Genomic DNA, 24,806 nt, shown 5'->3' with positions numbered 1-24,806 from the left:
ATGAGTAAAGTTCAAGAAAAATATCAAATATCTCCTATCTTTGTTTTCTTCTTAATTCACGGTGCACAGTTTGGAGCTGGCGTTCTTGGCTTCGCTAGAATCATTGCAAAGGCCGCTGGATACGACGGCTGGATGGGCGTTCTAATCACAGGACTCTGTATCCATCTCCTAATATGGATGATGTATTTTTTATTAAAAGAAACAAATGGAAATTTAATTGATTTACAAAGGCAAATGTTTGGAAAGTGGATAGGGAATGTATTTAATATCATCTTTGCAGCTTATTTTTTAATCGTCAGTATTTCGGTTATTCGAACGTATGTTGAAATTATTCAAGTATGGATGTTTCCTACCGCTTCCACTTTTATGTTAACACTCTTTTTGTGCTTAGTTAGCTATTACATTATCTCTTCTGGATTTCGTGTCATTACTGGCATTTGTGTCATCTCTGTTGGTGGTACATTAGGATATTTATTTCTAAGCTTATTCGTTTTGAAATATTCACATTGGGATAATTTACTACCTATATTTACGCATTCTTTTTCAGATATTTTAAAATCTGCTCAACTGTCAATCTACAGTATGACCGGTTTTGAGGTTTATCTCATGGTTTATCCGTTTGTAAAAAAACCTATGCAGTCTCATAAATACGCTCAATACGGGGCACTATTTTCAAATCTTCTATATGTATTTAGCACCCTTTTAGCCTTTGCATTTTTTAGTGAAAAACAATTGTTAAAAACGATATGGCCACAACTTTCTATGACCCAAGTCATTCAATTACCATTTATAGAAAGGCTCGAATATATCGCAATTTCCGCTTATGCACTCGTGATTATTACAAGTTTTATCCTTCCCTTATGGGCAGCAACGAGAGCAACGCATGAAATATTTCGTGTCAAACAAAGAGGTGTTTTAATTGCTTTTATCTTTATCACTCTCATTGTTTCACAACTTTTAACAAACAGACATGATATTAATAATTTTATTAGTAATGCAGCAAAAGTTAGTTTTTGGCTCATTTATGTATACATCCCAATCCTATTTATTATTGTGTGGGTGAAAAGAAAATGGAAAAAATCAAAAGCACAAGCAAATTAATACTTCTTTCTTGTATAACACTTTTTAGTTTAACTGGATGTTTACAAAAAAATATTATCGACGATGTACAGCTGATTCAAGGAACAGTTTTTGATACAGCAAAAGATAATAAAGTAAAAGTAACATTCGTTTGTCCGATTCAGAAAAAGGGAAATAAAGTTCAAGTTTTTGAAGGAACTGCAAATGCGGTAAAACAAGTAAAAGCAAACACATCTTTAGAGTCTTCTCAACCATTTGCTAGCGGACAAATGCGTGTCGCTCTATATACGATAAAACTTGCGAAGAAAGGAATGTCTACCTCATTCGATACATTACTTCGAGATGTAAACATAGGGAATGCTTTATATGTTGGTTTATTAGAGGGGAATGGTACTGAACTTTTAAAAGGCAAATATTCGACTTCATACAACGTTGCAATTTATATAAAAAAAATGCTAGAACATAATATGGAGACTGGTCCTTTACCAACGGATAACCTGCATGTAGGAGCATTCCGTTATTATCAAGAAGGGCAAGACTACTATATTCCAATTTTAAAGAAACATGGTGATAAAATAAAAATTAACGGAATTGGTCTTTTTAAAAAGGATAAATATATTGGTAAAATTGCAGAAAAAGATATGTTCATCTTTAAAGGACTATTAGAGAAACATAAATTAGATTCACATGAATTCAAAACAGATTCTGCATACGTAATGATTAATAATATTCGTTCTATTCCAACTTACGATATAAAAATAAAAAACGGGAAGCCTTCTTTTTTCATTCACGTTCATCTTGATGCACGTATCCAAGAACTATCAAAACAAATTAACTTAGAAAATAATAAGAACACAAAAAACATTGAAAAAGATGTCCAAAGACAATTAAATATACAAGCTGCTAAATTAATTAAGCAGTTTAAATCTTTAGGTGTTGATCCTCTCGGGCTAGGAGCTAGGTATAAGCAACATTATCGTCCATTCAAATTAGAAGAATGGAGACAAATGTATAAAGATGTTCCAGTTACTATAAAATACACCGTAAATATTACAAATTCTGGTGTAATTGAATGAGAAATGATTGAACTCCTCTCTCCAGCATGATACAACGGAAAGAGGAGTTTTTATTTTAGATAGAGAGAGAAGATATTTATGGGGGAGCTTATGTCTAAAAAATTAGTAAAGCCTATTTTAAATGGTATTTTATTTCTCGGCGTCTTTTTATTTGCTCATACATATTTAAAAAATGTTTCCTTCACACGTTATTTACTTGTCGTTATACCAATGTTGCTCGTTGGTATGTTTGGCATCGACCTTCTTTTATCCATTTTAATAAAAGAAGAAAAATAACGAGCAGGGCCGTCCCAAAAATATTCCGGGATGGCTTTCTTTTATTAATGGATTATGTTTTGTCGTTTAGTCGATATAATATTTCCCTATCTTAACTAAAAGATACAACTTTTAAACAGTCCCTTTTCATTTCATAATCACCCTATGTTACAATGAGATTCGGACATAGCGAGAAAGGATGAAACAACATGACAAACGAAAAAGGTTTAGATAAAGGGTACGAACTTGTTGCGAAAATGCATGAAGTATTCGGACATCCAGTGACAAACACTCCAACAAAATTAACAGAAGAACGTGCAAAAATCCGTGCAAGTTTTATGCAAGAAGAGCTAGAAGAATTTCTAGAAGCAACGACTGTTGAAGATCAATACGATGCACTAATTGACCTTATTTACTTTGCATTCGGCACGTTTGCCGAAATGGGCGTACGTCCTGATAAAGGATTCGAAATTGTAAATAACGCAAACATGGCAAAACTATTCCCGGACGGGAAACCTCGATTCCGCGAAGGCGACGGCAAAATTCTAAAACCTGAAGGCTGGCAAGCACCAGAACCACAACTTCGTGCTGAAATCGAACGTCAACGCCAAGAAGCTGAAAAAAACTGCTAGGAAATCCTAGCAGTTTTTTATTATGTCTTTTTTTCTGCCATTCATTAATGACCCACGTGTCCAGCATGCCCTGCTGCTCCACCAATGCTAGCTGCTCCCGCCGCTGCCCCTGCTCCTCCTGCCCCAATTCCACCTGTCCAAGGAGAAGATTGTTGTTGATACTGTTGATATTGTTGATGTTGTTGGTGTTGTTGGTGTTGTTGGCCGTGGTGACCTTGATGACCTTGGTGACCTTGGTGGCCGTGATGACCTTGATGACCTTGGTGACCTTGATGGTGATGGTGTCCATGATGACCTTGATGACCTTGGTGGCCTTGATGATGTCCATGATGACCTTGGTGAGTTTGATAAAGAACAGCCTGCGGATGTATATGATGGTGTCCGTGGTGATGTACTTGTTGTTGATGGTGTCCATGATGACCATGGTGACCTTGGTGGTGATGGTGTCCATGATGACCTTGGTGACCTTGGTGGTGATGGTGTCCATGATGACCTTGGTGACCTTGGTGGTGATGGTGTCCATGATGACCTTGGTGACCTTGGTGGTGATGGTGTCCATGATGACCTTGATGGTGGTGTCCGTGATGATCATGAACAACTTGCGGAAAACCACCTATCCCTCCTGCCACAACACCTACTCCTGGTACCGGAAATCCTGTTTGTACGCCTCCAACGAAAGATGGAAATGCAGTTGGTACGCCTACTGGTACTCCTCCCGCTGCTCCGCCTACAAATGTTGGGATTCCTGTTTGCACTCCGGCTACCGATGATGGAAATCCTCCTGTTAATGTTGGAATTCCAGTTTGTACACCAGCTACTGATGTGGAAAATCCTCCAGGTGTTCCGCCCATCCAGCTCGGAATTCCACCGTATCCTTGTTGGCCAGCTCCTCCCATTAACATCATTTGTTCATAACTATCTGATCCACCTCCGAAAAATCCGTGTGGTGCATTATTGTCCATCCCTTTCATTCCTTTCACCTCTTCTACTCAATTTAGCCTACCTTTTTTATCATATTTCCTATAGAAAAATAGGTGTTTGTCTGTATTGGAATTCCGCTCTTTTATTTGTACGTAGTGGAATAATTGAAAACTTAGACTAAGGTGATTCAGAAATTATTTTCTACACAAAAAAGCTCAGAGCATAAATACTCTGAGCTTTTATTTAGAATAAATTAATTTGCAACAACATTAACAAGTTTTCCAGGAACAACAATTACTTTACGAACTGTTTTCCCTTCAATTTGGTCTTGAATTGCTTCAAGTGCAAGTTGTTCCATTTCTTCTTTTGATGCGTCTTTACTCATTGTTAGTTTTGCGCGAACTTTACCCATAACTTGAACAACGATTTCAACTTCATCTTCTACAAGTTTAGACTCATCAAATGTTGGCCAGCTTGCATATGTGATTGTTTCATTGTATCCAAGTTTGCTCCATAGCTCTTCCCCGATGTGAGGTGCAACTGGTGCAATCATTTTTACGAAACCTTCTACATATTCTTTCGGAAGCGTTTCAGCTTTGTATGCATCGTTGATGAATACCATCATTTGAGAAATCGCTGTGTTGAAGCGCAGCTCTGCATAGTCTTCTGTTACTTTCTTCACTGTTTGGTGGTAAGCTTTTTCAAGCTCTTTATTTGGTGCATCAGTAATTTTCTCACTTAATTCACCGTTATCTTGAACGAATAGACGCCATACGCGGTCTAGGAAACGACGAGCTCCGTCAAGACCATTTTCAGACCAAGCGATTGAAGCATCTAATGGTCCCATGAACATTTCGTATAGACGAAGTGTATCTGCACCGTGGCTTGCTACGATATCATCAGGGTTTACAACGTTACCTTTTGATTTACTCATTTTCTCGTTGTTTTCACCTAGAATCATACCTTGGTTGAATAATTGTTGGAACGGCTCTTTCGTTGGAACTACACCGATATCGTATAATACTTTATGCCAGAAACGAGCATATAGTAAGTGAAGTACAGCGTGCTCTGCTCCGCCGATATAAATATCAACTGGAAGCCATTGTTTTACTTTTTCAGGATCTACAAGTGCTTCGCTATTGTTTGGATCGATATAACGTAAGTAATACCAGCAGCTACCAGCCCATTGTGGCATTGTGTTCGTTTCACGACGACCTTTTTTACCAGTCTCAGGATCAACAACATTTACCCACTCGTCAATGTTAGCAAGTGGTGATTCACCTGTACCTGAAGGACGGATGTTGTCTGTTTTCGGAAGAACTAATGGTAATTCTTCTTCTTTTACAGCTGTCATTGTGCCATCTTCCCAGTGAATAACTGGAATTGGCTCACCCCAGTAACGTTGACGGCTGAATAACCAGTCACGTAGACGGTATGTTACTTTTTGATTTCCTGCGCTCGTTACTTCAAGCCATTCAATCATTTTTGCGATTGCTTCTTCTTTATTTAAACCATCAAGGAATGCTGAGTTTACGTGTTCACCATCACCTGTGTATGCTTCTTTCGTAATGTCTCCGCCTTTTACAACTTCCTTCATTGGAAGATTGAACGTTGATGCGAATTCATAGTCACGCTCATCATGAGCTGGAACTGCCATTACAGCACCTGTTCCGTAAGTTGCAAGAACGTAATCAGCGATCCAGATTGGTAATTTCTCACCATTTACTGGGTTAACTGCGTAAGCACCAGTGAATACACCAGTTTTCTCTTTCGCAAGTTCTGTACGCTCTAAATCACTCTTCATTTTTACAGAATTAATGTAAGCTTCTACAGCTTCTTTTTGTTCAGCAATTGTAATATCAGCAACAAGTGCATGTTCTGGAGCAAGTACACAGTAGCTTGCACCAAATAGTGTATCAGGGCGCGTTGTGAAAACTGTGAATTTCTCGTCTGTACCGTCGATGTTGAAGTGTACTTCGGCACCTTCAGAACGACCGATCCAGTTACGTTGCATATCTTTTAAGCTTTCTGGCCAATCAAGCTCGTCTAGATCTTCTAATAGACGATCTCCGTAAGCTGTAATTTTTAACATCCACTGTCTCATCGGACGACGCTCAACTGGATGTCCACCGCGCTCACTCTTACCGTCAATGATTTCTTCGTTTGCAAGTACTGTACCAAGTGCTGGGCACCAGTTTACAGGTACTTCATCAACATAAGCTAAGCCTTTTTCAAATAGTTTTAGGAAGATCCATTGTGTCCACTTGTAGTAGTTTGGATCTGTTGTATTTACTTCACGGTCCCAATCGTAAGAGAAACCTAATGATTTAATTTGGTTACGGAACGTATTAATATTATGCTCTGTAAATTCAGCCGGGCTGTTTCCAGTATCAAGTGCATATTGCTCTGCTGGAAGACCGAATGCATCCCATCCCATTGGATGAAGAACGTTATACCCTTGCATACGCTTCATACGAGATAAAATATCCGTTGCTGTATAACCTTCTGGATGTCCTACGTGTAGGCCTGCACCTGATGGATATGGGAACATATCTAGTGCATAAAATTTTGGTTTTTCTGTCTCATCTGGCGTACGGAATGTTTTATTCTCTTCCCAGTACCCTTGCCACTTCTTCTCAATTTCTTGATGATTAAAGCTCATGAGATACCCTCCTTAAAATTCTATTTATTTTCACCGCCCAAAATACAAAAAACCTCTCATCCCTAGAAAGGGACGAGAGGTTATAGATTCCCGCGGTACCACCCTAAATTAATGTACAAAAAATATACATTCGCTTAGATCCGTAACGTGGATTGACGGCAATTGCTACTATTAGTTTCACAACTGCAACTCAAAGGCGAGTTCATAACGAAACGTGGATTGACTTGCACCGACCGTCAACTCTCTAAACCAGCTTCTATTACTACTACTCCTTCTCACTGTTATTACAAATATGAGTTAAGTGAACTACCTCCGCCTCGTATCTCATAAGAGCTTACTTAAAGCAGGGCTTCTCGGTTAATCGTTACTCTTACTAACTAACGAATTCGTCTTAAGACACCCGAGCTATCTCCCTTGTTCCAAAGGTTGTTTTATTTAAATATATTCTAAAACATGTTAACATGTTCCGTCAAACTAAACTGCAATTTTTTCTTCAACTGTTTCTTCTACTTTTACTCGTTTATCATAAATGCTCGTTGCGATAAGCGCTACTACAAGCATTACCATGATTGCTATAAACAATACTTCCATATTATATAAATCAACAATTGCTCCGCCAACGACCGGACCGAACATTTTTCCTACAGTCGCCGCACTATTTACAACACCTTGATAAAACCCTAACTTATCTTTTGGTGCAAGTATATTTGCAATGGTCGGAACTGCCGGCCATACAAATAATTCACCAATTGTTAATGTTACCATCGCAACGAGGAACATCGTAAATTGCTGCGCTTGACTTAATACGATGAATGACGCCGCAAAAATGATGATTCCGATCGTAATTTGTTGTTTTAAAGAACGCTTCATCCAGCGAATTAGCATACTAACTAGCGGCTGCGCACAAACAATCATCGCTCCGTTTATCGTCCATAATAAACTATAGTGACGAAGACTAATATTTAACTCTTGCATATGTGTTGCAATTGCTCCTTGCCATTGTACGTATGTAACCCAGCATAAAGCATATGCTACACATACGATAAGAAGTGCTTTGAATCCAGGTGTAAGCGACCAACCTTTTTTCGTTTCCACTTCTTTTTGTACTCCTGGCTCTTTCTTGTCTTCCATACCACGGAATCCAATAAAAGCAATTAAGAAGAAAACAAAGTATAAAATAAAGTTTGCTAAGAAAATATAATCAAAACGATACGATGCAACTAATCCACCACACGCTGTTCCAATCGCAATACCAACGTTTTGTCCAACATACATCGCATTAAATGCTCGTCTTCCGCCCTCTGGCCAAACCGTACCAACCATCGCATACATCGATGGGAAGACCATTCCAGAACCAAAGCCGATTAACGCTAGCCAAACAACATATAACGGCCAACCGTGGAAGAACACAAGACCTAAAATCGATACGAGTGTAATGACAATTCCTACTAAAGTTGATTTATAACCGCCCCATTTATCAAATAAAACACCGCCGAGCAAGTTTCCAATTACACCAGTAAGCGAATTGATCATTAATACCATTCCGGCCACAGATAAAGATTTTCCTAGGTGATCATGCAAATAAATTGTATTAAAAGGCCATAAAAAAGAAGCACCCGTGACATTAATAATCATCCCAGCTACTAATAGCCATACTTTCCTTGGCATAGTCTCCCCTCCTATTCTATTTTTTCGTTCATCTATAACAGTAAAATTGTAGTCTTTTTTAAATAGGAAGGCAACTGATTAATAGTTGATGAAATTCAGATAATAGTTTGTCGGTAAAGGAAATTATATTGATTGGTGTTTGAAAATATATCGGCGATTTTGGAAATATATCAGCGATTATTAAAATATATCGACGATTCTCGAAATATATCAGCGATTATTAAGATATATCGACTTACCGACAAAAAACGACAACAGCAACACTATATAAAGAGGCTGCATGAACTTCATGCAGCCTCTTTATATATTACCCAACTTCTTTTTCTCGCTTTGCACGTTCTTTAGCACTCCATTTAAATACCTTATCTAGTAGAGAGTATATTCTCCCAGACTCTTTCGTTAATAACGGTCCTAACGATGCCAATATTAAAACATATAAAGCAGAGAACGGTTTAATCGCTGCCATTAAGCCACCGGCAATGCCGATATTCGCTACAATAATAGAAAATTCCCCGCGTGATACGAGTGTTAAACCTATATTCATAGAAGCCTTATGGGATAACCCGGCTTTACGTCCCGCAACCATTCCAGCAGTAAAATTACCGATTAAAGTAATGAAAACTGCTCCTAATGCCAACCATACTGCGCCTCCAAGTGAAAACGGATCTATACTTAAACCGAAGCTGAAAAAGAATATGGCTCCAAAGAAATCACGGAATGGGACAACGAGCTTCTCAATTCGATCACTATGCTCCGTTTCAGAAAAGACGAGTCCTAATAATAAAGCTCCAATCGCTTCCGCAACATGAATTGTTTCTGAAAACCCTGCTACGAAGAATAAAATAGCAAATATTACGATAATAAAAATTTCATTTGAGGAAATATCTAATATTTTATTTAAGAACGGCGTAGCTTTTCTAGCGATTACAAAGAATAGTAGCATATACCCTACTGCGATTAACACCGACGTAAGAGCACCTGCAAATGACGTTGCCCCTCCGAGTACTAATCCTGAAACGACTGATAAATATACCGCTAAAAAGATATCATCAAACATAATGATTCCTAAAATCAGCTCCGTCTCTTTATTACCAGATCTTCTTAAATCAACAATGACTTTTGCAACAATTGCACTTGATGAAATTGTAATGATTCCAGCAATAATTAACGTCTCTAATAAGGGGAAGCCCATCACATATCCATAAAGCAAACCTAATAGGAAATTAAGTGATATGTGGACAGTCCCCCCAAAAGCAATTGATTTTCCTGATTTAATTAATTTTTTTATTGAGAATTCTAGGCCTAAATAGAATAGGAGGAATATGACGCCAACACGGCCGAGGAAGGAAATAACTTCTCCGCTTTCAATAAACCTTAAATCGATAAGTCCTAAATCAGGGGCATGAGGCCCCACTAACATACCGAGTATAATGAGAAACGGAATAATCGAGAACTTTAACTTCGCAGCGAGGATAGCTGCAAAAGCTACTAATACTAACGCAGTTCCAACTTCAAAGATTAAAGTATCCATCGATTATGAATCACCTCCTGCTGAAAGCAATTCATTAATAATTCTTTTCACTTCATGTCTCGCGCCCGATAACACGAGCATATCGCCAGCTTCAATAATAGAGTCTGGACCTGGATTAAAGAATTTCTTCATATTCTTTTTTAAAATAGCAATAATCGTTACGTTATATGTTTTTCTGACATGTAAGCTACCAATTGTTTTTTGTACGACTGGTGCGTTATTTTCCACCTTAAACCATTCAATTGATAGTCCTTCGAAAGCCATCTCAATTGTGTCTAACGCTTGTGGTCTATATACCATTCCGCCCAATATAGCTGCAATTTGTCTCGCCTCCGAATCACGAAGAGAAATACTTGAAATACTTTCATCATGATCTGCATCAAAATGATACATTTCTCTTCGGCCATCATCGTGAATAACAATAACCAGCTTTTCATTACCTTTTGTAATTACTTCAAACTTACATCCAATACCCGGTAATTCACTCTCTCGAATATTCATATTCCCGCCTCCTAAATTTTTTAGTTACGGCTTTTACAAATCAACATCAATCTCTGTTTTAAATTCTTCATCTTTTGAGATTCCTAAATACTTGAGTGTCTCTGATGGCGTTGCGTGATGAAAATGCTTTTGCAATAGTGCAATCGCTATCCCTCTTTTATATGCATGAAATCCAAACGTTTTTCTCATTGAGTTTGTTCCGATTTTACCAACAATCCCAACCGCTTCAGCAGCATTATGAATTACACGATACGCTTGTTGACGTGTAATTGAATTTTTCGTTTTATTAGATTGAAATACGTAGTTTTCTCTTTTCACATCAATAGATTGTACGTACTCTAAAAGTGCTTCTTTTACTTTTGTATTTAAATAAATATCTTGTTTAAACTTTTCATCTTTCACAGGAAGAGAATAAAACTCTTTAACAGTTCCATCTTCATTTAATACCTCTTCAAATTTCATACTAAGTAGCTCAGTAATTTTTAATCCTGTGTTAATTCCAATAACAAATAAAAGATAATCTCGCTGCGAGTGCTCTTTTAAATACTTTTTCATCGCCTCAATTTGGCTTATATCTTTTAATGCCTCTACAACTTCCATACATGTATTCTCCTCATCTTATGAACGGTAATTTTCTCATCATGTTGTCCATTTTACCTTATCACGCTATGAGATTTCCATGTATTATCCATTATTTTTACAATATACTTTTAGGTTTGGAAATTTATAATTGTGCAAATACAGTGGGGTAGGAACAATAGGGGGATACAAGTTCAGCCTCTTTCTACAGATTGGATTCCTCCTTTCATTTTTCTATTGCTGACACTTACATGTTATGTTACTTATTTACATTATATTATACATTTCAGTAACATTAAAGTGTTTTTTCTGCAAATAATAAAAACCGAGCAGTTTCGCTCGGTTTTTTATTAATCTTCTTTCGGAAGAACAATTCCTTTATACAATTGAACGGTAATGAAATAATAAATCGTGTAAATAACTACGAAAATTACAATTGGTACCCAAATACGGAAGTACGGATCGATTAAAATAAATCCGAAAATATTCATACCAACTAATACGTGAGCAATACCTACAATTGCTGGGAATAAGAATACTAAGAATAACTCTTTATAAATGGATTTCGTTAATAATTCACGGCGCACACCGATTTTACGAAGCATTTGATAACGCGTAATATCTTTTGATGCACCAGAAAGAATTTTAAACATGAGACAGCTTGCCATCATTGCTAAGAAAGCAATTCCAAGGAAGAATCCCATAAACACTGTTCCGCTCGCAACGCCGTATAACATGTCGTAAGTTTGATATTTACTATTTAATCTTTCAGCTTTTACATTTTTATATTTATCTAGCTGCAACTCGTCAAGTTTTTTCCATTCTTTTGTATATACTAAGAAATCATCTGCTTTTCCGATAAATGCTATACCTTCTTTACCATTTATCCCATCGTACATTTTTTGATCTACAATTTTAATTGCATGATCTTCGTATATATAATACGGATGAATTGTGCTAAAAGCATCAACCCATTCTTCTGGAAGTTCTTTAGCGTTCGCATCTTTTTCATTCATTTCTCTAGAAACTGCACCTACTGGTAGTTCCTGTGAAACCTTCTTTGTATTCACTAAATCCTTCATCGACTTCATATTTGTCATATCTTTTACAAAAGGACGATTTTTTTCTAAATCTTCTTTTACATAATAAACGTATTTATCATCAACTTTGTAGCGATATTCATTTTTTTCTTTAAATGTAATACCGTCTAAAATTTTCTTTTCTTCAGCTGTAGGATTATGAACAACTGAATCATAGATTACTAAACCATCAGACAGTTTGATAGCGTTATTTTTAAACGCCATACCACCTGAAATTGCACCTGCTCCAAGAGCAACTAACATCGCTACCGTTGCAAGCACCTTTGTTAAGCTATTAATACGGAAGTTTAATTGTGCAAATGTAAAAGCGTTAAGTCCTTTTTCACTACGCTTTTTATTACCTTTTAACTTTTTAATAATAACCGGAAGAAGTGATCCAAATAGCATGTAAGTACCAGCTGTCGTTGTAATTAATGCAATAAGGATTCCCATTTCTCTTAGTTTTGCCATGTAAATCATTGATGCATAGCCAATGCCTAATAAAATAACCGCAAGGAAGGCAACTACACCTGTCATTTTTCCTTTTACTGCAACACGTTCTGTTTGTGCGTCTGCATGTACAAGTTGCAGTACAGAAATACGTGATAATTTAATACTGTTCATAATTGCCGATAATACAAATAGTGCAAAGAAGAAGATGCACGTAACAGTCATAGATGGCAGGTAAAATGCTTTATAGCCTTTACCAGCAAATTCTAATTGTTTCATTAATAGCTGTCCGATACCTTCTGCAAGTCCTACACCAACTATAATACCAATCGCAAGAGACGCAGCGCCTAATACGATTGTTTCAATAAACATAAGTAATGTAACTTTATGTTTTTTCGCTCCTAACATCATATACATACCAAACTCTTTTTGACGAAGAGATAGTAAGAAAGAGTTCGCATATAGAATATAGAAGAACGTTATAATAGCGAGTAAAAATGAACCTGCTTGGAATACAAATCCAATTTGGCCAATCGTAGAATTTTCCTTAAGGAAGGCTTCGTTTAACGCTAACGTTTGGAACATATAAAAAATTGAAATCGACATGACAAGACCAACAAGTAAGACGATATAATCTTTCAGCTTACTCTTTAGTCCTGACATGGAAAGTTTAAATAACATGCCTTAGAACCTCCTTTCTTACGCTTTTTGTGTGCCTAAGTCTGCTAGCACATCTAAAATTTCTTTATAAAACTCTTCACGTGTACCACCTCGGTGAATTTCTTTATATAGCTCACCATCTTGAATGAATAAAATACGCTGACAGTAACTTGCACTAAACGGATCGTGAGTAACCATCATAATAGATACGCCTTGCTCTTGATTTAAGTTTGTCATCGCATCAAGTAAACTCGTCGCGTTTTTAGAATCAAGCGCTCCCGTTGGCTCGTCCCCTAAAATAATAGCTGGCTCATGTACTAAAGCCCGCGCTGCTGCGGAACGTTGCTTTTGTCCACCAGACACTTCAGATGGATACTTTTGAAGAATTGCTGAAATACCTAACATATCTGCTACTTTTTCTACTTTCGGCCCAATATTACGCGATGGAACACCTTGAAGTGAAAGTGGCAATGCGATGTTTTCATAAATAGATAAGTTCTCTAATAAGTTAAAGTCTTGGAAGATGAATCCTAATTTTTGCGAGCGGAAATCAGAAAGCTCACCTTGCTTCATTTTCGTAATATCCGTACCCGCAATTTCAACAACGCCGCCCGTTGCTTTATCAAGCGTTGAAATTACATTTAATAATGTCGTTTTACCAGAACCAGATGGTCCCATAATGCCAACAAACTCACCCTCTTGAATTGAGAATGATACACCTTTTAATGCGTGTGATTGGTTCTCACCTTTTTTACCGTACACTTTTTGAACGTTTTTCACGTCTACAACTGGTTTCGTCATATATATCCTCCTACGCTTGTTTTTCCATTACCTATTTTGCGCCTTTTGGAGCTGAACTGCTATTTGTTAACATTACATTTACCTTACACTTTTGTAAGATAAAAAGGTTTGTTTGTAAGCTTGGCTTTTACTACTAGTGACATAGTGAATCGGTAAATGAAATTATATCGGCGATTTTTCAAATATATCGACGATTCTTCCACTTTTATCAGCGCTTTTCAAAATATATCGGCGATTTTCAAAATATATCGACTTATCGACAAAAGCCGACAATATAAAGAGGCTGTTCCCCAAAAGGAACAGCCCACTTCTCTCTTTATTTCTTTAAAGGCGTTACCGTCCAATACGTAATAACACGCCAAATCCATTCTAATGGACCCATTTTAAAGATTTTCATCCAAATCACACTAAACACAATTTGAATTGCATAAATTGCAATACACACATATAACGTCTGCATGTAAGTTAAATTTCCTGCAAAGTTACATACACTGCCTGCAATTAAAATCATTGCAGTTTGACCGATATAATTTGTTAAAGCCATACGACCGTAGTATTTCAGTGGTGCTAACAATGTTTGAACTAGTTTTAATTGTAGTAGTAAAATTAATGCTCCAACATAGAAAGCTGAAATAATTGGTCCAACTGTAATACCAATTTTTAAAAATTGGCTTGCAGCATCCACTGTTCCATCTTCAATTTCCACTATCCCATTTATAAATGGTTCAGCAGGAACGTGCCCATATTGATACCATACAGCTATTACGCTTAAAACAAACATAATACCTGTAAAAATAGCGACTTTCTTTATGTTCTGCGTAAGATTTTCAAATACACGATACTGTCCTGCAGCAAGCCCTAATAAAATTAAGCCAAGTGGTAATAGTTCTTTCGCTCCCATTACACTGAAGGTAATTGTTAAAATAAGCCCTAGTACTAGGTTCACTTCTTTTTTCGCCTTATAAAACGGTAAAACAATTAACCCGCAAATTGCGTATAACGCTAGTGCTTCTCCAGGCTGAAACATTTGATGAATCAAACCGAAAATAAATAGTGCAACTAAGCGGCGGAAAAATAAAACATATCCATTTTTCCCCTTTGCAATTGCTCTAGAGATAAAGATATAGAATCCCACTCCAAATAAGAATGAGAAGATTGAGTAGAAACGCCCTTCTACAAATAAGTATAAAAACCTTTGATAACTAGCATCCACTGTATTAGGATTTGGAATTTTAATGTTAAGTAGTGCAAGAATATTTACTAAAATAATTCCCAGTAGTGCAAAGCCACGAATGTAATCTAACTCATCAATTCGTTTGTTTGTAATAGCATTTCCCATAAAGCAGCTCCTTGTATAAAATTTAATCCTCCCTTACTCTACTGGAAATGTGATTTTACAACTATCGGTAAACCTTACAGCAATCTTACATTATTGTCATATAGCAAAATAAAACCAGGTCATATTGCGACCTGGTTTACTCTGATTGTTTTGATTTTTGCGGTTGTCCTTTTTTACTATTACGCTGTTTTACTTGAACCACTGGATCAAATTCATTCGAAAACTCTGCGTTATGTCCATTTTGCGTTTTTTGTTCTGGATTATTTTGATCTGAACGTTTCGCCATTACATTCACTCCTTATTAGTGCGGTGTAATAATCATTTGATGTTGCAATTGGCGAATTGCCATACGCGCTCTATTTAACTGCTCACGTTGCTCATCATTCGCATGTTGTTGCATCGTTTGTAAATCGTTATATGCTTGTTCTAATTGTAACTGCGCATCCGAATACTCCATCGTATTGTAATGCTCTTGTCTCATACCAAGATCTAATTGTTCTTTCGCATATTCCACCGCTTGTTCCGCTTGTGTAATATACGATTCAAGTGATTGACGCTCTGCCATAATTGTCCCTCCTTGCTTCAATTCCCCTTTAGTGTGTCCCTTCCATATGAACCTTATGAGTATGTTATAATGGATTTTGTTTCATTTTGACTCGGCTTAGGAGGGAAAGTAATGAAGGTTCAAAACCCTTTTCCATATACAAACGACAATAAACGTTATCATACATGGAATTACCATTTACGAAATGAATTTGGTGAAAAAATCTTTAAAGTTTCATTAGATGCTGGCTTCGATTGTCCGAACCGTGACGGTACAGTTGCTTATGGCGGTTGTACATTTTGCAGTGCTGCTGGATCTGGTGACTTCGCTGGCGATCGCCGCGATGATGTTATAACGCAATATCATGAAATGAAAGAAAAAATGCACTCAAAGTGGAAAGATGGAAAATGTATCGCTTATTTTCAGGCTTACACAAATACACATGCACCACTTGAAGTATTAAAAGAAAAATTCGAACCGCTTCTAGCTGAAAAAGACGTTGTCGGTCTTTCTATCGCAACTCGTCCAGATTGTTTACCAGACGATGTCGTTGCATATTTAGCGGACTTAAATAAACGCACATATCTTTGGGTTGAACTCGGATTACAAACTGTTCATGAACGAACTGCAAACCTTATTAATCGTGCTCACGATTATCCGTCTTATGTGGAAGGTGTAAATAAATTACGTAAGCACGGCATTCGAGTTTGTTCTCATATTATTAACGGTCTTCCTCTTGAAGATTACGACATGATGATGGAAACAGCTCGTGAAGTAGCGAAGCTTGATGTACAAGGAATTAAAATCCACTTACTTCACTTATTAAAAGGAACGCCAATGGTGAAGCAATATGAAAAAGGACAACTCGAGTTCCTTTCTCTTGAGGATTACGTAAGTCTCGTTGTTGATCAACTTGAAATCATTCCAGAGGACGTAATTGTGCACCGCATCACAGGTGACGGTCCACCTGATTTAATGATTGGTCCAATGTGGAGCTTAAATAAATGGGAAGTATTAAATTCCATCGATGCAGAATTTGTGCGCCGCGGAAGCTGGCAAGGAAAATATGCAAATGAGGAGAAACAAAAATGAAATTAGAACGTGTATTACCGTTTGCTCGCACGCTTCTGCAAACGGCTGTTAAAGAAGGCGATTACGCTGTAGATGCAACTTTAGGCAATGGGCATGACACTTGCTTCCTAGCTGAAATCGTTGGCGATAACGGAAAAGTATTTGGATTTGATATTCAAAAAGAAGCAATTGAAAGCTCAACAACTCGTCTAAAAGAAAAAGAACTTTTCGAACGTACTGTTTTAGTTCACGATAGTCACGATACACTTCTATCCGTATTACCAGAAGATGCAAAAGGAAAAGTAACAGGCGCTATCTTCAACTTAGGTTACCTTCCAGGCGGAGACAAGCATATCGTTACAAAACCGAACTCAACAATCTCAGCAATCGAACAATTATTAGAAGTAATGGCACCTGAAGGTATCATCGTCCTTGTTATTTACCATGGACACCCAGAAGGACAAGTAGAACGCGACGCTGTTCTCAAATTTGCCGAAGAACTAGACCAAAAACAAGCTCACGTACTGCGATACGGCTTTATTAACCAACAAAATAACCCGCCATTTATTGTGGCGATTGAGAAGCGATAAATATATCGACGATTTTTCAATTATATCTATCGTAACTCGGGATATATCAACGATTTTTTCGATATATCGACGATTCGACACACTATATCGACTTATCGACAAAACATAACAAAAAAAGACGTGCACTTATTGCACGTCTTTTTTTATTCTCCTATATAATGGATATATACACTGTATAGGAGGATAGAACTTTGCTAGTAGAACTAAAGGGAATTCAAAAGAAGTATGGCAAATCACTTATACTAGACAAGATTGATTTATCCATTCCAGAAGGAGAAGCACTCGCCATTATTGGCGGGAACGGGACTGGAAAAAGTACTCTACTCAAAATAATTGCAGGCTTTATTTCACCTACGGCAGGGACAATTCAAAGGAAAGAACATATACAAATCGGCTATGTACCTGAGCATTTTCCTGAAGGGATTCGTTTTACATTAGAGGATTATCTATTTCATCTCGGCCGCATTCACGGTTTATCAACAAAATATGTAAAAGATAAAATTCCGCTGCTTCTTGAAAGGTTTCATTTACTTCATGCAAGACATTCCGTTGTACGAAACTTTTCAAAAGGTATGAAACAAAAAACAGGCATTATGCAAGCGTTACTTACGGACGTACATTTATTAATTTTAGACGAACCGCTTTCTGGGCTCGATCCTAACTCTCAGCAAGAATTAGAACATATTTTACTCTCATTAAAACAACAAGGTATATCCGTGTTATTTACATGTCACGAAAAACAACTATTAGAAAACTTCGCTGATAGAATTGTGACGTTAGCAAATCATACAATCACAGAAAATATCTCTGCACAAAAAGGAGCAGAACAAGTCTATATTGAAGCAATTGTTCACGAAACATTTTCAGCGATAGAACTACAAAAACAATCCGGTTTTATACACGTTGCACACAATTCAAATCAAAACCTTATTCAATTACAAATCGAAAAAGAATATACAAACGAAATGCTTCAGTTTTTATTACATAAAAAAGCATCTATCACACTGCTACAACCTAACTTTTAAATCGAAAGAAGGTTCATTATGTTTGTCCTTATTCGTTATCACTTTCTCGACTATACAAAATCGTATAAGTACGTCCCTCCTATTGCGATGTACTTTATGAGCTTACTTTTTGTATATGCATATAAACCGACTCCTATTGTACCGACATATTTAGAAACAGCTCTCGCGCTTTATTTATTATCTGCCTGGATTACAGTTACAATTTTTCATACGGAAGACCCTGTACAAGAGCAAATCACTATTTCACATACAAATAACATTTCCGCATTATACGTTGGTAAATATATTACGGCTCTTCTCATTTGTACTGTATTATCTTTTATATCCGTAATCTATCCCATTATTTTGCAAATGTTTAATGAGAAAATGACAGCTTCTTTATTTCTAGTCGGATTTCTCTCTCACATGTCTTTCTCTATACTAGGAATTTCAATCGCAACATTATTTACTAGAAATACGATTCAAAAAGCAGGCACTGCTTGGCTTAGCCTTACATTTATATTGCTTATAACGATTGCATCTATCCGGTTTAAAAAAGAGTTCTTATGGTTTTTACCACCTGTCGAAAGCTTTCTAATGCTTGGACAATACAAATATAATATACTGACTCACACGCTATGGCTGACAGCATGGGCTATCGTATATTCATTTTTATTATTTACCTTATTTCTTTTTATCGTTCGCAAAAAACGTTTTTAATTACATATGAAAGGAGACGAAACAATGATTGGAATACTAGCAGGAATGGGGCCAAAATCAACTGGACCATTCGTCGATACAGTTGTAGCAGAGTGCCAAACAATATACGGAGCAAAGCATGACATGGACTTTCCTCATATGATGATCTATTCGTGCCCAACACCGTTTTACATGGATCGCCCTATTGATCATGAAGCGATGAAAAAAGCGATTATTGAAGGAGCACAAAAACTCGAGAGTACTGGCGCAAGCTTTATCGCTATGCCGTGCAATACAGCGCATCTTTATTTTGAAGAATTACAGCAATCTCTTTCTATTCCTATTTTGAATATAGTTGATGAAACGTTACAAGCGATTCCTGAAACTGCAAAAAGAGTCGCTCTTCTTGCAACAGAAGCTACTGTTCAAGCTGGTATTTACCAAGATGGGATTGCAAAGCGGAATATAGAATACATTCATCATGAAACATGGCAGGAAATGATTAATCAAATTATTACTTGTATTAAATCTGGAGAGATTGAAAAAGCTCACGAATTGTGGAATACGCTCGTTTTACAATTGAGAGATGAAGTCGATACCGCAATTATTGCATGTACCGATTTGAATGTGGTGGCGAATGAGGATTTTGTTGATTCCTCTCAATGTCTTGCGAAAGCGGTTGTTAGGATGTATCTATCAAATACAAAGAGATCTTCATAAACATAGAAAACATCACTTTTGAAATGTGTTTTTTGTTTGATAAAAATCCCCAAAACTTTTAACTTTCTTCACAATTCTTTCAAAGTAATCACACTTAATCCCGCTATATTAAATAAGTAGTTATTCATATAGGGAAGGTTAGGGGAACAAAGAGTATGAAAGTAAATCGTTCGCTTCATTATATTTTTTGGCGTTGGCATTTTTATGCTGGGCTTTTTATTACGCCGCTTCTTATTACTTTGTCACTGAGCGGAATTGGGTATTTATTTCGGGAAGAGGTTGAAGATTACATCTATAAAGATTTATATTTTGGGAAGAGCGCCCAAACAGAATCTATTTCGATGGCTGATTCTATTTCCTTAACAGAGAAAAAATATCCACATTATAGTGTGGCGAAAATTAGTGAGTTTGATGGGGATTATAATACGAGACTTACGATTGCAAATGAGTATACTGGACAACAAAAATATGTGTATTTAGATAGTAATAATCAAATTGTTGGGGATCAAAACGCAAGTGAAACGTTTGCCAATATTATGAGGGAATTACATAGTTCTCTTTTAGTTGGTGGCACTGTCGTTAACTATACGGTAGAACTTGCGGCATGCTGGACAATCTTTTTAATTGTGACTGGGTTGTATATGAGTATACGCCAATTCAAAAACACACCGGCATCCAATAAGAGAGAAAAAGCAAAACGACGTCATTCTATTATCGGTATTATATTTACAATTCCTCTCGTTTTGTTAGTTGCATCTGGATTGCCGTGGTCAGGATTTATGGGTAACCAAATTTATAAAATTGCATCGTCAAATGAATCACTCGGATATCCAAAATTGTATATGGCACCTCCTGAATCGCAGGTAAAAGAATTGCCGTGGGCAACTAGAAAAGAAGCACCTCCTGAATCGAATTCAAATGAGCCAAAAGCAATTTCTGTCGATGAATTGCGAAACGGAATTAAAATAAAGAAACCATATGTTATTTCACTACCAGCTGATCCGAAAGGTGTGTTCACCGTTTCGAAATCGAGCGGTTCTGGTATTACAGGTATGGATGTCGCACCAAATGAAGAAATAACAGCTTACTTTGATCAATATAGTGGAGAGCTCATTTCCAAAACGGACTACCGCGATTATGGCTTATTTGCACAATGGTTCACTTACGGTATCCCGCTTCACGAAGGTCATTTATTCGGATGGCCAAATAAAATATTATGCTTACTAACGACATTATCTTTATTACTTCTTATTTATTACGGAATAAAAATGTGGTTAGCAAGAAAGCCGAAAGGAAAATTAGCAGCACCACCGAAACAAAGAGATAAGAAAAGCATAATCGTTTTCTTTGTCCTGATGGTTATACTAGGCGCTGTCATGCCTTTATTTGGACTGTCTGTTTTAGTTATTTTTGCAATTGAACTTCTTATATATGTATGTTCAAAAATACGATCATAATAAAAAAGCATTTGTACTCTCGTGTACAAATGCTTTTTTATTTACTATTTTCTTTTTTTCTACCACTTATTAAAAAGACAATATCTACTATAATAATCAATGCTATGATAACTTGAGCTACATAATCCATTGTTGTAGGACCGCCGGCTTTATTCATCATCATATACATTCCAGTTACAAATGAAATGGAGAGTAGCACGAGTAATGTTATTTCAATATTGTCATATAGCTTTTGAAACAATTGCTTCATTTCGCCACCACCTTTACCATATTATAACAAAAAACCACTCTACATGAGTGGTTTTCTTCATCACTGCGCCGTTTTCTTTCGGTACATCTTCCCGTTCCAATAGAAGAATCGTGAAGTGAGACCACCGTATTTTACAATGCGCCGTGCCATTTTGTGCATATTCTTTTGTGCTGATACTTTTTGGTCTGATAAATAAATACCAAGTAATCCTCGGCTTATGAGACGATGAAACTTCGCATGAGGCAAATCACCAATGCTTTTCTCTGCTTCTTCTACAAAATGTTTCATACGATCTAATATAGCTTGCTCATTTTCGTAATAACTACAGAAATTCAAATCCCCGCCAGCGCGGTCTTCTTCTTGATCGATGAAATAATCAAGTAAAATATGAAGCCCTTGTACGTAAGGGAAATATCCTTGTCTAATTTTCGCAATATCTTCATCATGTAATTCATCATGAAAGGCATATGCGACAAGACAGAAGATTCCAAGCGTAGAACCGGCACATGCTGAAAATTCAAACCAACTCATCTCCGGTAAGTTTTCTTTATGTGCTTCAAACCATGTTTGTAATCGTGGTTCTCTTTCTTCTAATTTCACATGTTTATGAATTTGCAGATCACAATAATAACAAGCAAGTTCATGAAGAATAGGAGCAATTTTGTCATAGTGCTTCGTTTTCTTTAAAACATCTTGGCATGTTTCAACAAGTTCATCTAAATAACCACCATCATCTTGATCGTCACGATAACGATAATAATTACCGCCACCTTCTACTTCAGGTGATAATGCCATTAACATAGATTCATGCAGTGCGGCAAAATCATTCGGATCAAGTGATGTACTGCGATCACATAAATTATCTAAGTAGTCACTAATCGTTTGATATGCGACGATAAAACGAATACATTCCTCACGGTGTTCATTTGCTAATAGTGCTAAAATGCCACCGCCTTCGCAATGAAACGTTTTATGCTCAATACTTGCGATTGCCTGACTATGAAGCTCATCATTCGGAATATGGTAGGCACGCTCTTTCCACATCGCTAGCTCATGGTGTACAACCGGAAACACATCACGGTATACTTTCGCCATGAGCGTTATGGGATTACTCGGTACGTTCACTTCTTCCTTCATCTCCTCTATTCAATGTACAAATAATTTACTTATTTGTTTCTATTATGTTATTGATGCGTATTTCAGTAAATGACTGAATATAATTCAAAATTTCATCACGCTCATACTCATTTAATAACTCATGATAACAATTCGGCCATTCTTTAAAAGCCTTATCACTTATTTTAACATTATCAAACCAAGTGCGGACACGTATTTTATCTACAAGTTTATCCTCACATGCTTGCATTAGCAAGAGCGGAACATCTGGAAAATCATCTATTTTTTTATGAGCGATTTCAATAGACTTAATCAATTCACTATACCAACGTACTGATACTTTGCGCAAGAACAATGAATCGTTCTCCATCGCATCTCTCACTTCATGATTACGCGTTGACATTTCCACTGTAAGATTCGTTGCAAATTGTAACTTCGGAGCGATAATATTTAATATTTTTGAGGCAACTTGAAGCGGTGCAGAAGGTCCAGCTAATACACCTAAACATGGCGAACTTAAAATAATGCCGTCTACATCTTCTCTCTTCGTCTCTTGCATCATACGAATGACAATAAGACCACCCATACTATGACCAAATAGAAAAATAGGTAACCGATACTTTCTTGCCTCTTTCACCCATAATTTAACTTCCTCTATGTATTCATCAAACGAATCAATATGTCCTCTATTTCTTGAAGTCGTTCCATGTGACGGAAGGTCCCCCATCACGACGTGGTAGCCGATATGATTCCACATTTCCGCAACGGCTTCATAGCGTCCGTGATATTCCATTGCGCCGTGCACGATAACGATTACAGCCTTTGCTTCTTCAGCTTCATAATTCCACATACGGCTTTCCTCCATTTCACTCTTTTTCATAATTTGGTACACTGAAACTAGTCTCTAGGAAAGGAAGGCTTTACATGATATATCCTTACAAAGAAAAAAATCCGAAAATTGCGAGTAGTGCTTTTATCGCTGACTATGTTACCATTACAGGCGATGTCTCAATTGGCGAGGAATCAAGTATTTGGTTTAATACAGTCATCCGCGGTGATGTGTCACCAACAATTATTGGAGACCGCGTAAATGTACAAGATCAATGTACACTCCACCAAAGCCCACAGTATCCTCTTATTTTAGAAGATGACGTAACAATTGGGCATCAAGTCATTTTACATAGCTGCCATATTAAGAAAGATGCTTTAATTGGAATGGGATCTATTATATTAGATGGTGCTGAAATTGGCGAAGGAGCCTTTATCGGTGCTGGAAGCCTCGTTTCACAAGGAAAGAAAATTCCGCCGAACACGCTAGCTTTCGGTCGTCCAGCGAAAGTCGTTCGTGAATTAACAGAGGAAGACCGTAAAGACATGGAGCGAATTCGCACGCAATACGTTGAAAAAGGTCAATATTATAAATCACTACAAAAATGATTTTACTGCTGCCATAATACTGGCAGCTTTTTTATATAAAATCTAACTTTTTCTTTACAAAACATTATTACTCGCTCAACAAAATCTTATTAAAATAAAAGCTAATATCTCCATATATATGTAAACGAGGGAGGAGAATTTTCATGAAGGTCAGTGGACTGTATAAAATAGAATGTTACATTTTCAAAGGAATTAACCGCTACTTTGATCAAAAAACGTTAAATATCTTTTTCAGCAATATTACTCATATCGGTGGCGCGACTTTCTCTATCGCACTCACACTGTTCTTTTTAATTTTCGCAGATGGAACTTTGCATCAAGCTGCAATTGCAACTGCTATTTCGCTAGCAATTAGCCATATTCCTGTGCAAATATTAAAAAGATGGTATCCACGAAAACGTCCTTATTTAACAATTCAGGATGCAAAATATCCAGTCCATCCATTACAAGACCACTCTTTCCCGTCTGGTCACACAACAGCCGTTTTCTCTGTCTTTATTCCATTTATTTGCTATAATCCAAGCTTACTTATTTTCCTATTACCGTTAGCATTATGCGTCGGTATTTCGCGCATTTATTTAGGGCTTCACTATCCGTCTGATGTATTCGTCGGTATGTGCCTCGGTACTTGCTCTGGCATCATCTCTTTTTATCAATTCATCCCACTTTTCACATAAAGGAGTG

26 protein-coding genes and 1 other annotated feature are annotated in these 24,806 nt (G+C 36.9%); of the genes, 12 read left to right on the top strand and 14 right to left on the bottom strand.

Annotated features, from left to right (window positions below; translation table 11 throughout):
• The 4 genes from MR147_RS23075 to MR147_RS23060 all read left to right on the top strand — a co-directional run bounded on the left by MR147_RS23075 (position 1) and on the right by MR147_RS23060 (position 3,043).
• Positions 1-1,101 (top strand): spore germination protein, encoded by a 1,101-nt coding sequence (locus MR147_RS23075; RefSeq protein WP_074610789.1) that lies wholly within the window; start codon positions 1-3, stop codon positions 1,099-1,101.
• Entirely contained in the window at positions 1,071-2,156 is a 1,086-nt protein-coding gene (locus tag MR147_RS23070) for a Ger(x)C family spore germination protein (protein WP_074610791.1), read from the top strand. Before MR147_RS23075 ends, MR147_RS23070 begins: the two co-directional genes overlap by 31 nt.
• Positions 2,157-2,246: 90 nt before the next feature.
• Entirely contained in the window at positions 2,247-2,432 is a 186-nt protein-coding gene (locus MR147_RS23065; protein ID WP_001982745.1) for a hypothetical protein, read from the top strand.
• A 188-nt stretch (positions 2,433-2,620) separates the two neighbouring features.
• Positions 2,621-3,043, top strand: coding sequence for a pyrophosphohydrolase domain-containing protein (locus MR147_RS23060; protein WP_000180554.1), 423 nt, complete (start codon positions 2,621-2,623; stop codon positions 3,041-3,043).
• A gap of 44 nt (positions 3,044-3,087) precedes the next feature.
• On the opposite strand, the gene MR147_RS23055 is transcribed toward MR147_RS23060, so the two are convergent.
• From MR147_RS23055 to MR147_RS23005, 11 genes are all read right to left on the bottom strand, one after another.
• Positions 3,088-4,014: a hypothetical protein gene (locus tag MR147_RS23055; RefSeq protein WP_242304772.1), complete on the bottom strand. Its 927-nt coding sequence runs from the start codon at positions 4,012-4,014 to the stop codon at positions 3,088-3,090.
• A gap of 203 nt (positions 4,015-4,217) precedes the next feature.
• Positions 4,218-6,626, bottom strand: coding sequence for a leucine--tRNA ligase (leuS, locus tag MR147_RS23050; protein ID WP_074610795.1), 2,409 nt, complete (start codon positions 6,624-6,626; stop codon positions 4,218-4,220).
• Between the two features lie 65 nt (positions 6,627-6,691).
• Positions 6,692-6,914 (bottom strand) — a binding site (T-box leader).
• 186 nt (positions 6,915-7,100) lie between these two features.
• Entirely contained in the window at positions 7,101-8,294 is a 1,194-nt protein-coding gene (locus MR147_RS23045) for an MDR family MFS transporter (RefSeq protein WP_074610797.1), read from the bottom strand.
• A gap of 307 nt (positions 8,295-8,601) precedes the next feature.
• The gene (locus tag MR147_RS23040) at positions 8,602-9,825 is read right to left on the bottom strand and encodes a cation:proton antiporter (RefSeq protein ID WP_074610474.1); all 1,224 of its coding nucleotides are present in this window, start codon (positions 9,823-9,825) and stop codon (positions 8,602-8,604) included.
• Positions 9,826-9,828: 3 nt separating this feature from the next.
• A complete protein-coding gene (locus MR147_RS23035; protein WP_001026041.1) occupies positions 9,829-10,326 on the bottom strand; it encodes a cation:proton antiporter regulatory subunit in 498 nt (165 codons plus the stop codon).
• Positions 10,327-10,359: 33 nt separating this feature from the next.
• Positions 10,360-10,926 (bottom strand): tyrosine-type recombinase/integrase, encoded by a 567-nt coding sequence (locus MR147_RS23030; protein WP_000454218.1) that lies wholly within the window; start codon positions 10,924-10,926, stop codon positions 10,360-10,362.
• Positions 10,927-11,255: 329 nt separating this feature from the next.
• Positions 11,256-13,115, bottom strand: coding sequence for an FtsX-like permease family protein (locus MR147_RS23025; protein ID WP_074610476.1), 1,860 nt, complete (start codon positions 13,113-13,115; stop codon positions 11,256-11,258).
• Between the two features lie 18 nt (positions 13,116-13,133).
• Positions 13,134-13,895, bottom strand: a complete 762-nt coding sequence (locus MR147_RS23020) for an ABC transporter ATP-binding protein (protein WP_000165840.1) — start codon at positions 13,893-13,895, stop codon at positions 13,134-13,136.
• Positions 13,896-14,211: 316 nt separating this feature from the next.
• Positions 14,212-15,234, bottom strand: a complete 1,023-nt coding sequence (locus MR147_RS23015; protein WP_242304771.1) for a DUF418 domain-containing protein — start codon at positions 15,232-15,234, stop codon at positions 14,212-14,214.
• Positions 15,235-15,370: 136 nt separating this feature from the next.
• Positions 15,371-15,520 (bottom strand): glycogen biosynthesis protein GlgD, encoded by a 150-nt coding sequence (locus MR147_RS23010; RefSeq protein ID WP_074610480.1) that lies wholly within the window; start codon positions 15,518-15,520, stop codon positions 15,371-15,373.
• Between the two features lie 15 nt (positions 15,521-15,535).
• Positions 15,536-15,799, bottom strand: coding sequence for a YtzC family protein (locus MR147_RS23005; protein ID WP_000840865.1), 264 nt, complete (start codon positions 15,797-15,799; stop codon positions 15,536-15,538).
• 111 nt (positions 15,800-15,910) lie between these two features.
• Between MR147_RS23005 and mnmL the strand changes: the two genes are divergently transcribed.
• From mnmL to MR147_RS22975, 6 genes are all read left to right on the top strand, one after another.
• A complete protein-coding gene (gene mnmL / locus MR147_RS23000) occupies positions 15,911-16,870 on the top strand; it encodes a tRNA modification radical SAM protein MnmL/YtqA (RefSeq protein ID WP_061536613.1) in 960 nt (319 codons plus the stop codon).
• A complete protein-coding gene (gene mnmM, locus MR147_RS22995) occupies positions 16,867-17,439 on the top strand; it encodes a tRNA 5-(aminomethyl)-2-thiouridylate-methyltransferase MnmM (RefSeq protein WP_000764489.1) in 573 nt (190 codons plus the stop codon). Before mnmL ends, mnmM begins: the two co-directional genes overlap by 4 nt.
• Positions 17,440-17,630: 191 nt before the next feature.
• A complete protein-coding gene (locus MR147_RS22990) occupies positions 17,631-18,464 on the top strand; it encodes an ABC transporter ATP-binding protein (protein WP_074610482.1) in 834 nt (277 codons plus the stop codon).
• Between the two features lie 18 nt (positions 18,465-18,482).
• Positions 18,483-19,163 (top strand): ABC transporter permease, encoded by a 681-nt coding sequence (locus MR147_RS22985; RefSeq protein WP_074610484.1) that lies wholly within the window; start codon positions 18,483-18,485, stop codon positions 19,161-19,163.
• 24 nt (positions 19,164-19,187) lie between these two features.
• Positions 19,188-19,862: an aspartate/glutamate racemase family protein gene (locus tag MR147_RS22980; protein ID WP_074610486.1), complete on the top strand. Its 675-nt coding sequence runs from the start codon at positions 19,188-19,190 to the stop codon at positions 19,860-19,862.
• A 155-nt stretch (positions 19,863-20,017) separates the two neighbouring features.
• The gene (locus MR147_RS22975) at positions 20,018-21,319 is read left to right on the top strand and encodes a PepSY-associated TM helix domain-containing protein (RefSeq protein ID WP_074610487.1); all 1,302 of its coding nucleotides are present in this window, start codon (positions 20,018-20,020) and stop codon (positions 21,317-21,319) included.
• Positions 21,320-21,356: 37 nt separating this feature from the next.
• On the opposite strand, the gene MR147_RS22970 is transcribed toward MR147_RS22975, so the two are convergent.
• Genes MR147_RS22970 through MR147_RS22960 form a run of 3 tightly spaced genes read right to left on the bottom strand, consistent with a single transcriptional unit; the run spans position 21,357 to position 23,535 of the window.
• A complete protein-coding gene (locus MR147_RS22970; RefSeq protein ID WP_074610489.1) occupies positions 21,357-21,569 on the bottom strand; it encodes a hypothetical protein in 213 nt (70 codons plus the stop codon).
• A gap of 60 nt (positions 21,570-21,629) precedes the next feature.
• Complete coding sequence (locus MR147_RS22965; protein WP_001102453.1) at positions 21,630-22,694, bottom strand: tetraprenyl-beta-curcumene synthase family protein; 1,065 nt, start codon at positions 22,692-22,694, stop codon at positions 21,630-21,632.
• Positions 22,695-22,731: 37 nt separating this feature from the next.
• Positions 22,732-23,535 (bottom strand): alpha/beta hydrolase, encoded by an 804-nt coding sequence (locus MR147_RS22960; protein WP_074610492.1) that lies wholly within the window; start codon positions 23,533-23,535, stop codon positions 22,732-22,734.
• A 74-nt stretch (positions 23,536-23,609) separates the two neighbouring features.
• Between MR147_RS22960 and MR147_RS22955 the strand changes: the two genes are divergently transcribed.
• The gene (locus MR147_RS22955; protein WP_000640195.1) at positions 23,610-24,122 is read left to right on the top strand and encodes a gamma carbonic anhydrase; all 513 of its coding nucleotides are present in this window, start codon (positions 23,610-23,612) and stop codon (positions 24,120-24,122) included.
• Positions 24,123-24,265: 143 nt separating this feature from the next.
• Positions 24,266-24,799, top strand: coding sequence for a phosphatase PAP2 family protein (locus tag MR147_RS22950; RefSeq protein WP_074610495.1), 534 nt, complete (start codon positions 24,266-24,268; stop codon positions 24,797-24,799).
• Positions 24,800-24,806: the final 7 nt, after the last annotated feature.

The organism is Bacillus cereus group sp. BfR-BA-01350 (assembly GCF_022663775.1).
In the GTDB taxonomy this organism is placed as follows: Bacteria; Bacillota; Bacilli; order Bacillales; family Bacillaceae_G; genus Bacillus_A; species Bacillus_A paranthracis.
Note: the sequence above shows the minus strand (reverse complement) of the source record. Positions and strands in the feature narration are given on the sequence as shown.

Bases quoted from the DNA above. Each gene is read 5' to 3' on its own strand.
- MR147_RS22950 (WP_074610495.1), top strand. From the start codon at position 24,266: ATGAAGGTCAGTGGACTGTATAAAATAGAATGTTACATTTTCAAAGGA.
- MR147_RS22985 (WP_074610484.1), top strand. From the start codon at position 18,483: ATGTTTGTCCTTATTCGTTATCACTTTCTCGACTATACAAAATCGTAT.
- MR147_RS23005 (WP_000840865.1), bottom strand. From the start codon at position 15,799: ATGGCAGAGCGTCAATCACTTGAATCGTATATTACACAAGCGGAACAA.
- MR147_RS22970 (WP_074610489.1), bottom strand. From the start codon at position 21,569: ATGAAGCAATTGTTTCAAAAGCTATATGACAATATTGAAATAACATTA.
- MR147_RS23030 (WP_000454218.1), bottom strand. From the start codon at position 10,926: ATGGAAGTTGTAGAGGCATTAAAAGATATAAGCCAAATTGAGGCGATG.
- MR147_RS23060 (WP_000180554.1), top strand. From the start codon at position 2,621: ATGACAAACGAAAAAGGTTTAGATAAAGGGTACGAACTTGTTGCGAAA.
- MR147_RS23065 (WP_001982745.1), top strand. From the start codon at position 2,247: ATGTCTAAAAAATTAGTAAAGCCTATTTTAAATGGTATTTTATTTCTC.
- leuS (WP_074610795.1), bottom strand. From the start codon at position 6,626: ATGAGCTTTAATCATCAAGAAATTGAGAAGAAGTGGCAAGGGTACTGG.
- mnmL (WP_061536613.1), top strand. From the start codon at position 15,911: ATGAAGGTTCAAAACCCTTTTCCATATACAAACGACAATAAACGTTAT.
- MR147_RS23045 (WP_074610797.1), bottom strand. From the start codon at position 8,294: ATGCCAAGGAAAGTATGGCTATTAGTAGCTGGGATGATTATTAATGTC.
- MR147_RS23055 (WP_242304772.1), bottom strand. From the start codon at position 4,014: ATGAAAGGGATGGACAATAATGCACCACACGGATTTTTCGGAGGTGGA.
- MR147_RS23035 (WP_001026041.1), bottom strand. From the start codon at position 10,326: ATGAATATTCGAGAGAGTGAATTACCGGGTATTGGATGTAAGTTTGAA.
- mnmM (WP_000764489.1), top strand. From the start codon at position 16,867: ATGAAATTAGAACGTGTATTACCGTTTGCTCGCACGCTTCTGCAAACG.
- MR147_RS23020 (WP_000165840.1), bottom strand. From the start codon at position 13,895: ATGACGAAACCAGTTGTAGACGTGAAAAACGTTCAAAAAGTGTACGGT.
- MR147_RS22975 (WP_074610487.1), top strand. From the start codon at position 20,018: ATGAAAGTAAATCGTTCGCTTCATTATATTTTTTGGCGTTGGCATTTT.
- MR147_RS23075 (WP_074610789.1), top strand. From the start codon at position 1: ATGAGTAAAGTTCAAGAAAAATATCAAATATCTCCTATCTTTGTTTTC.
- MR147_RS22980 (WP_074610486.1), top strand. From the start codon at position 19,188: ATGATTGGAATACTAGCAGGAATGGGGCCAAAATCAACTGGACCATTC.
- MR147_RS23010 (WP_074610480.1), bottom strand. From the start codon at position 15,520: ATGGCGAAACGTTCAGATCAAAATAATCCAGAACAAAAAACGCAAAAT.
- MR147_RS22955 (WP_000640195.1), top strand. From the start codon at position 23,610: ATGATATATCCTTACAAAGAAAAAAATCCGAAAATTGCGAGTAGTGCT.
- MR147_RS23025 (WP_074610476.1), bottom strand. From the start codon at position 13,115: ATGTTATTTAAACTTTCCATGTCAGGACTAAAGAGTAAGCTGAAAGAT.
- MR147_RS23070 (WP_074610791.1), top strand. From the start codon at position 1,071: ATGGAAAAAATCAAAAGCACAAGCAAATTAATACTTCTTTCTTGTATA.
- MR147_RS23015 (WP_242304771.1), bottom strand. From the start codon at position 15,234: ATGGGAAATGCTATTACAAACAAACGAATTGATGAGTTAGATTACATT.
- MR147_RS22960 (WP_074610492.1), bottom strand. From the start codon at position 23,535: ATGTGGAATTATGAAGCTGAAGAAGCAAAGGCTGTAATCGTTATCGTG.
- MR147_RS23040 (WP_074610474.1), bottom strand. From the start codon at position 9,825: ATGGATACTTTAATCTTTGAAGTTGGAACTGCGTTAGTATTAGTAGCT.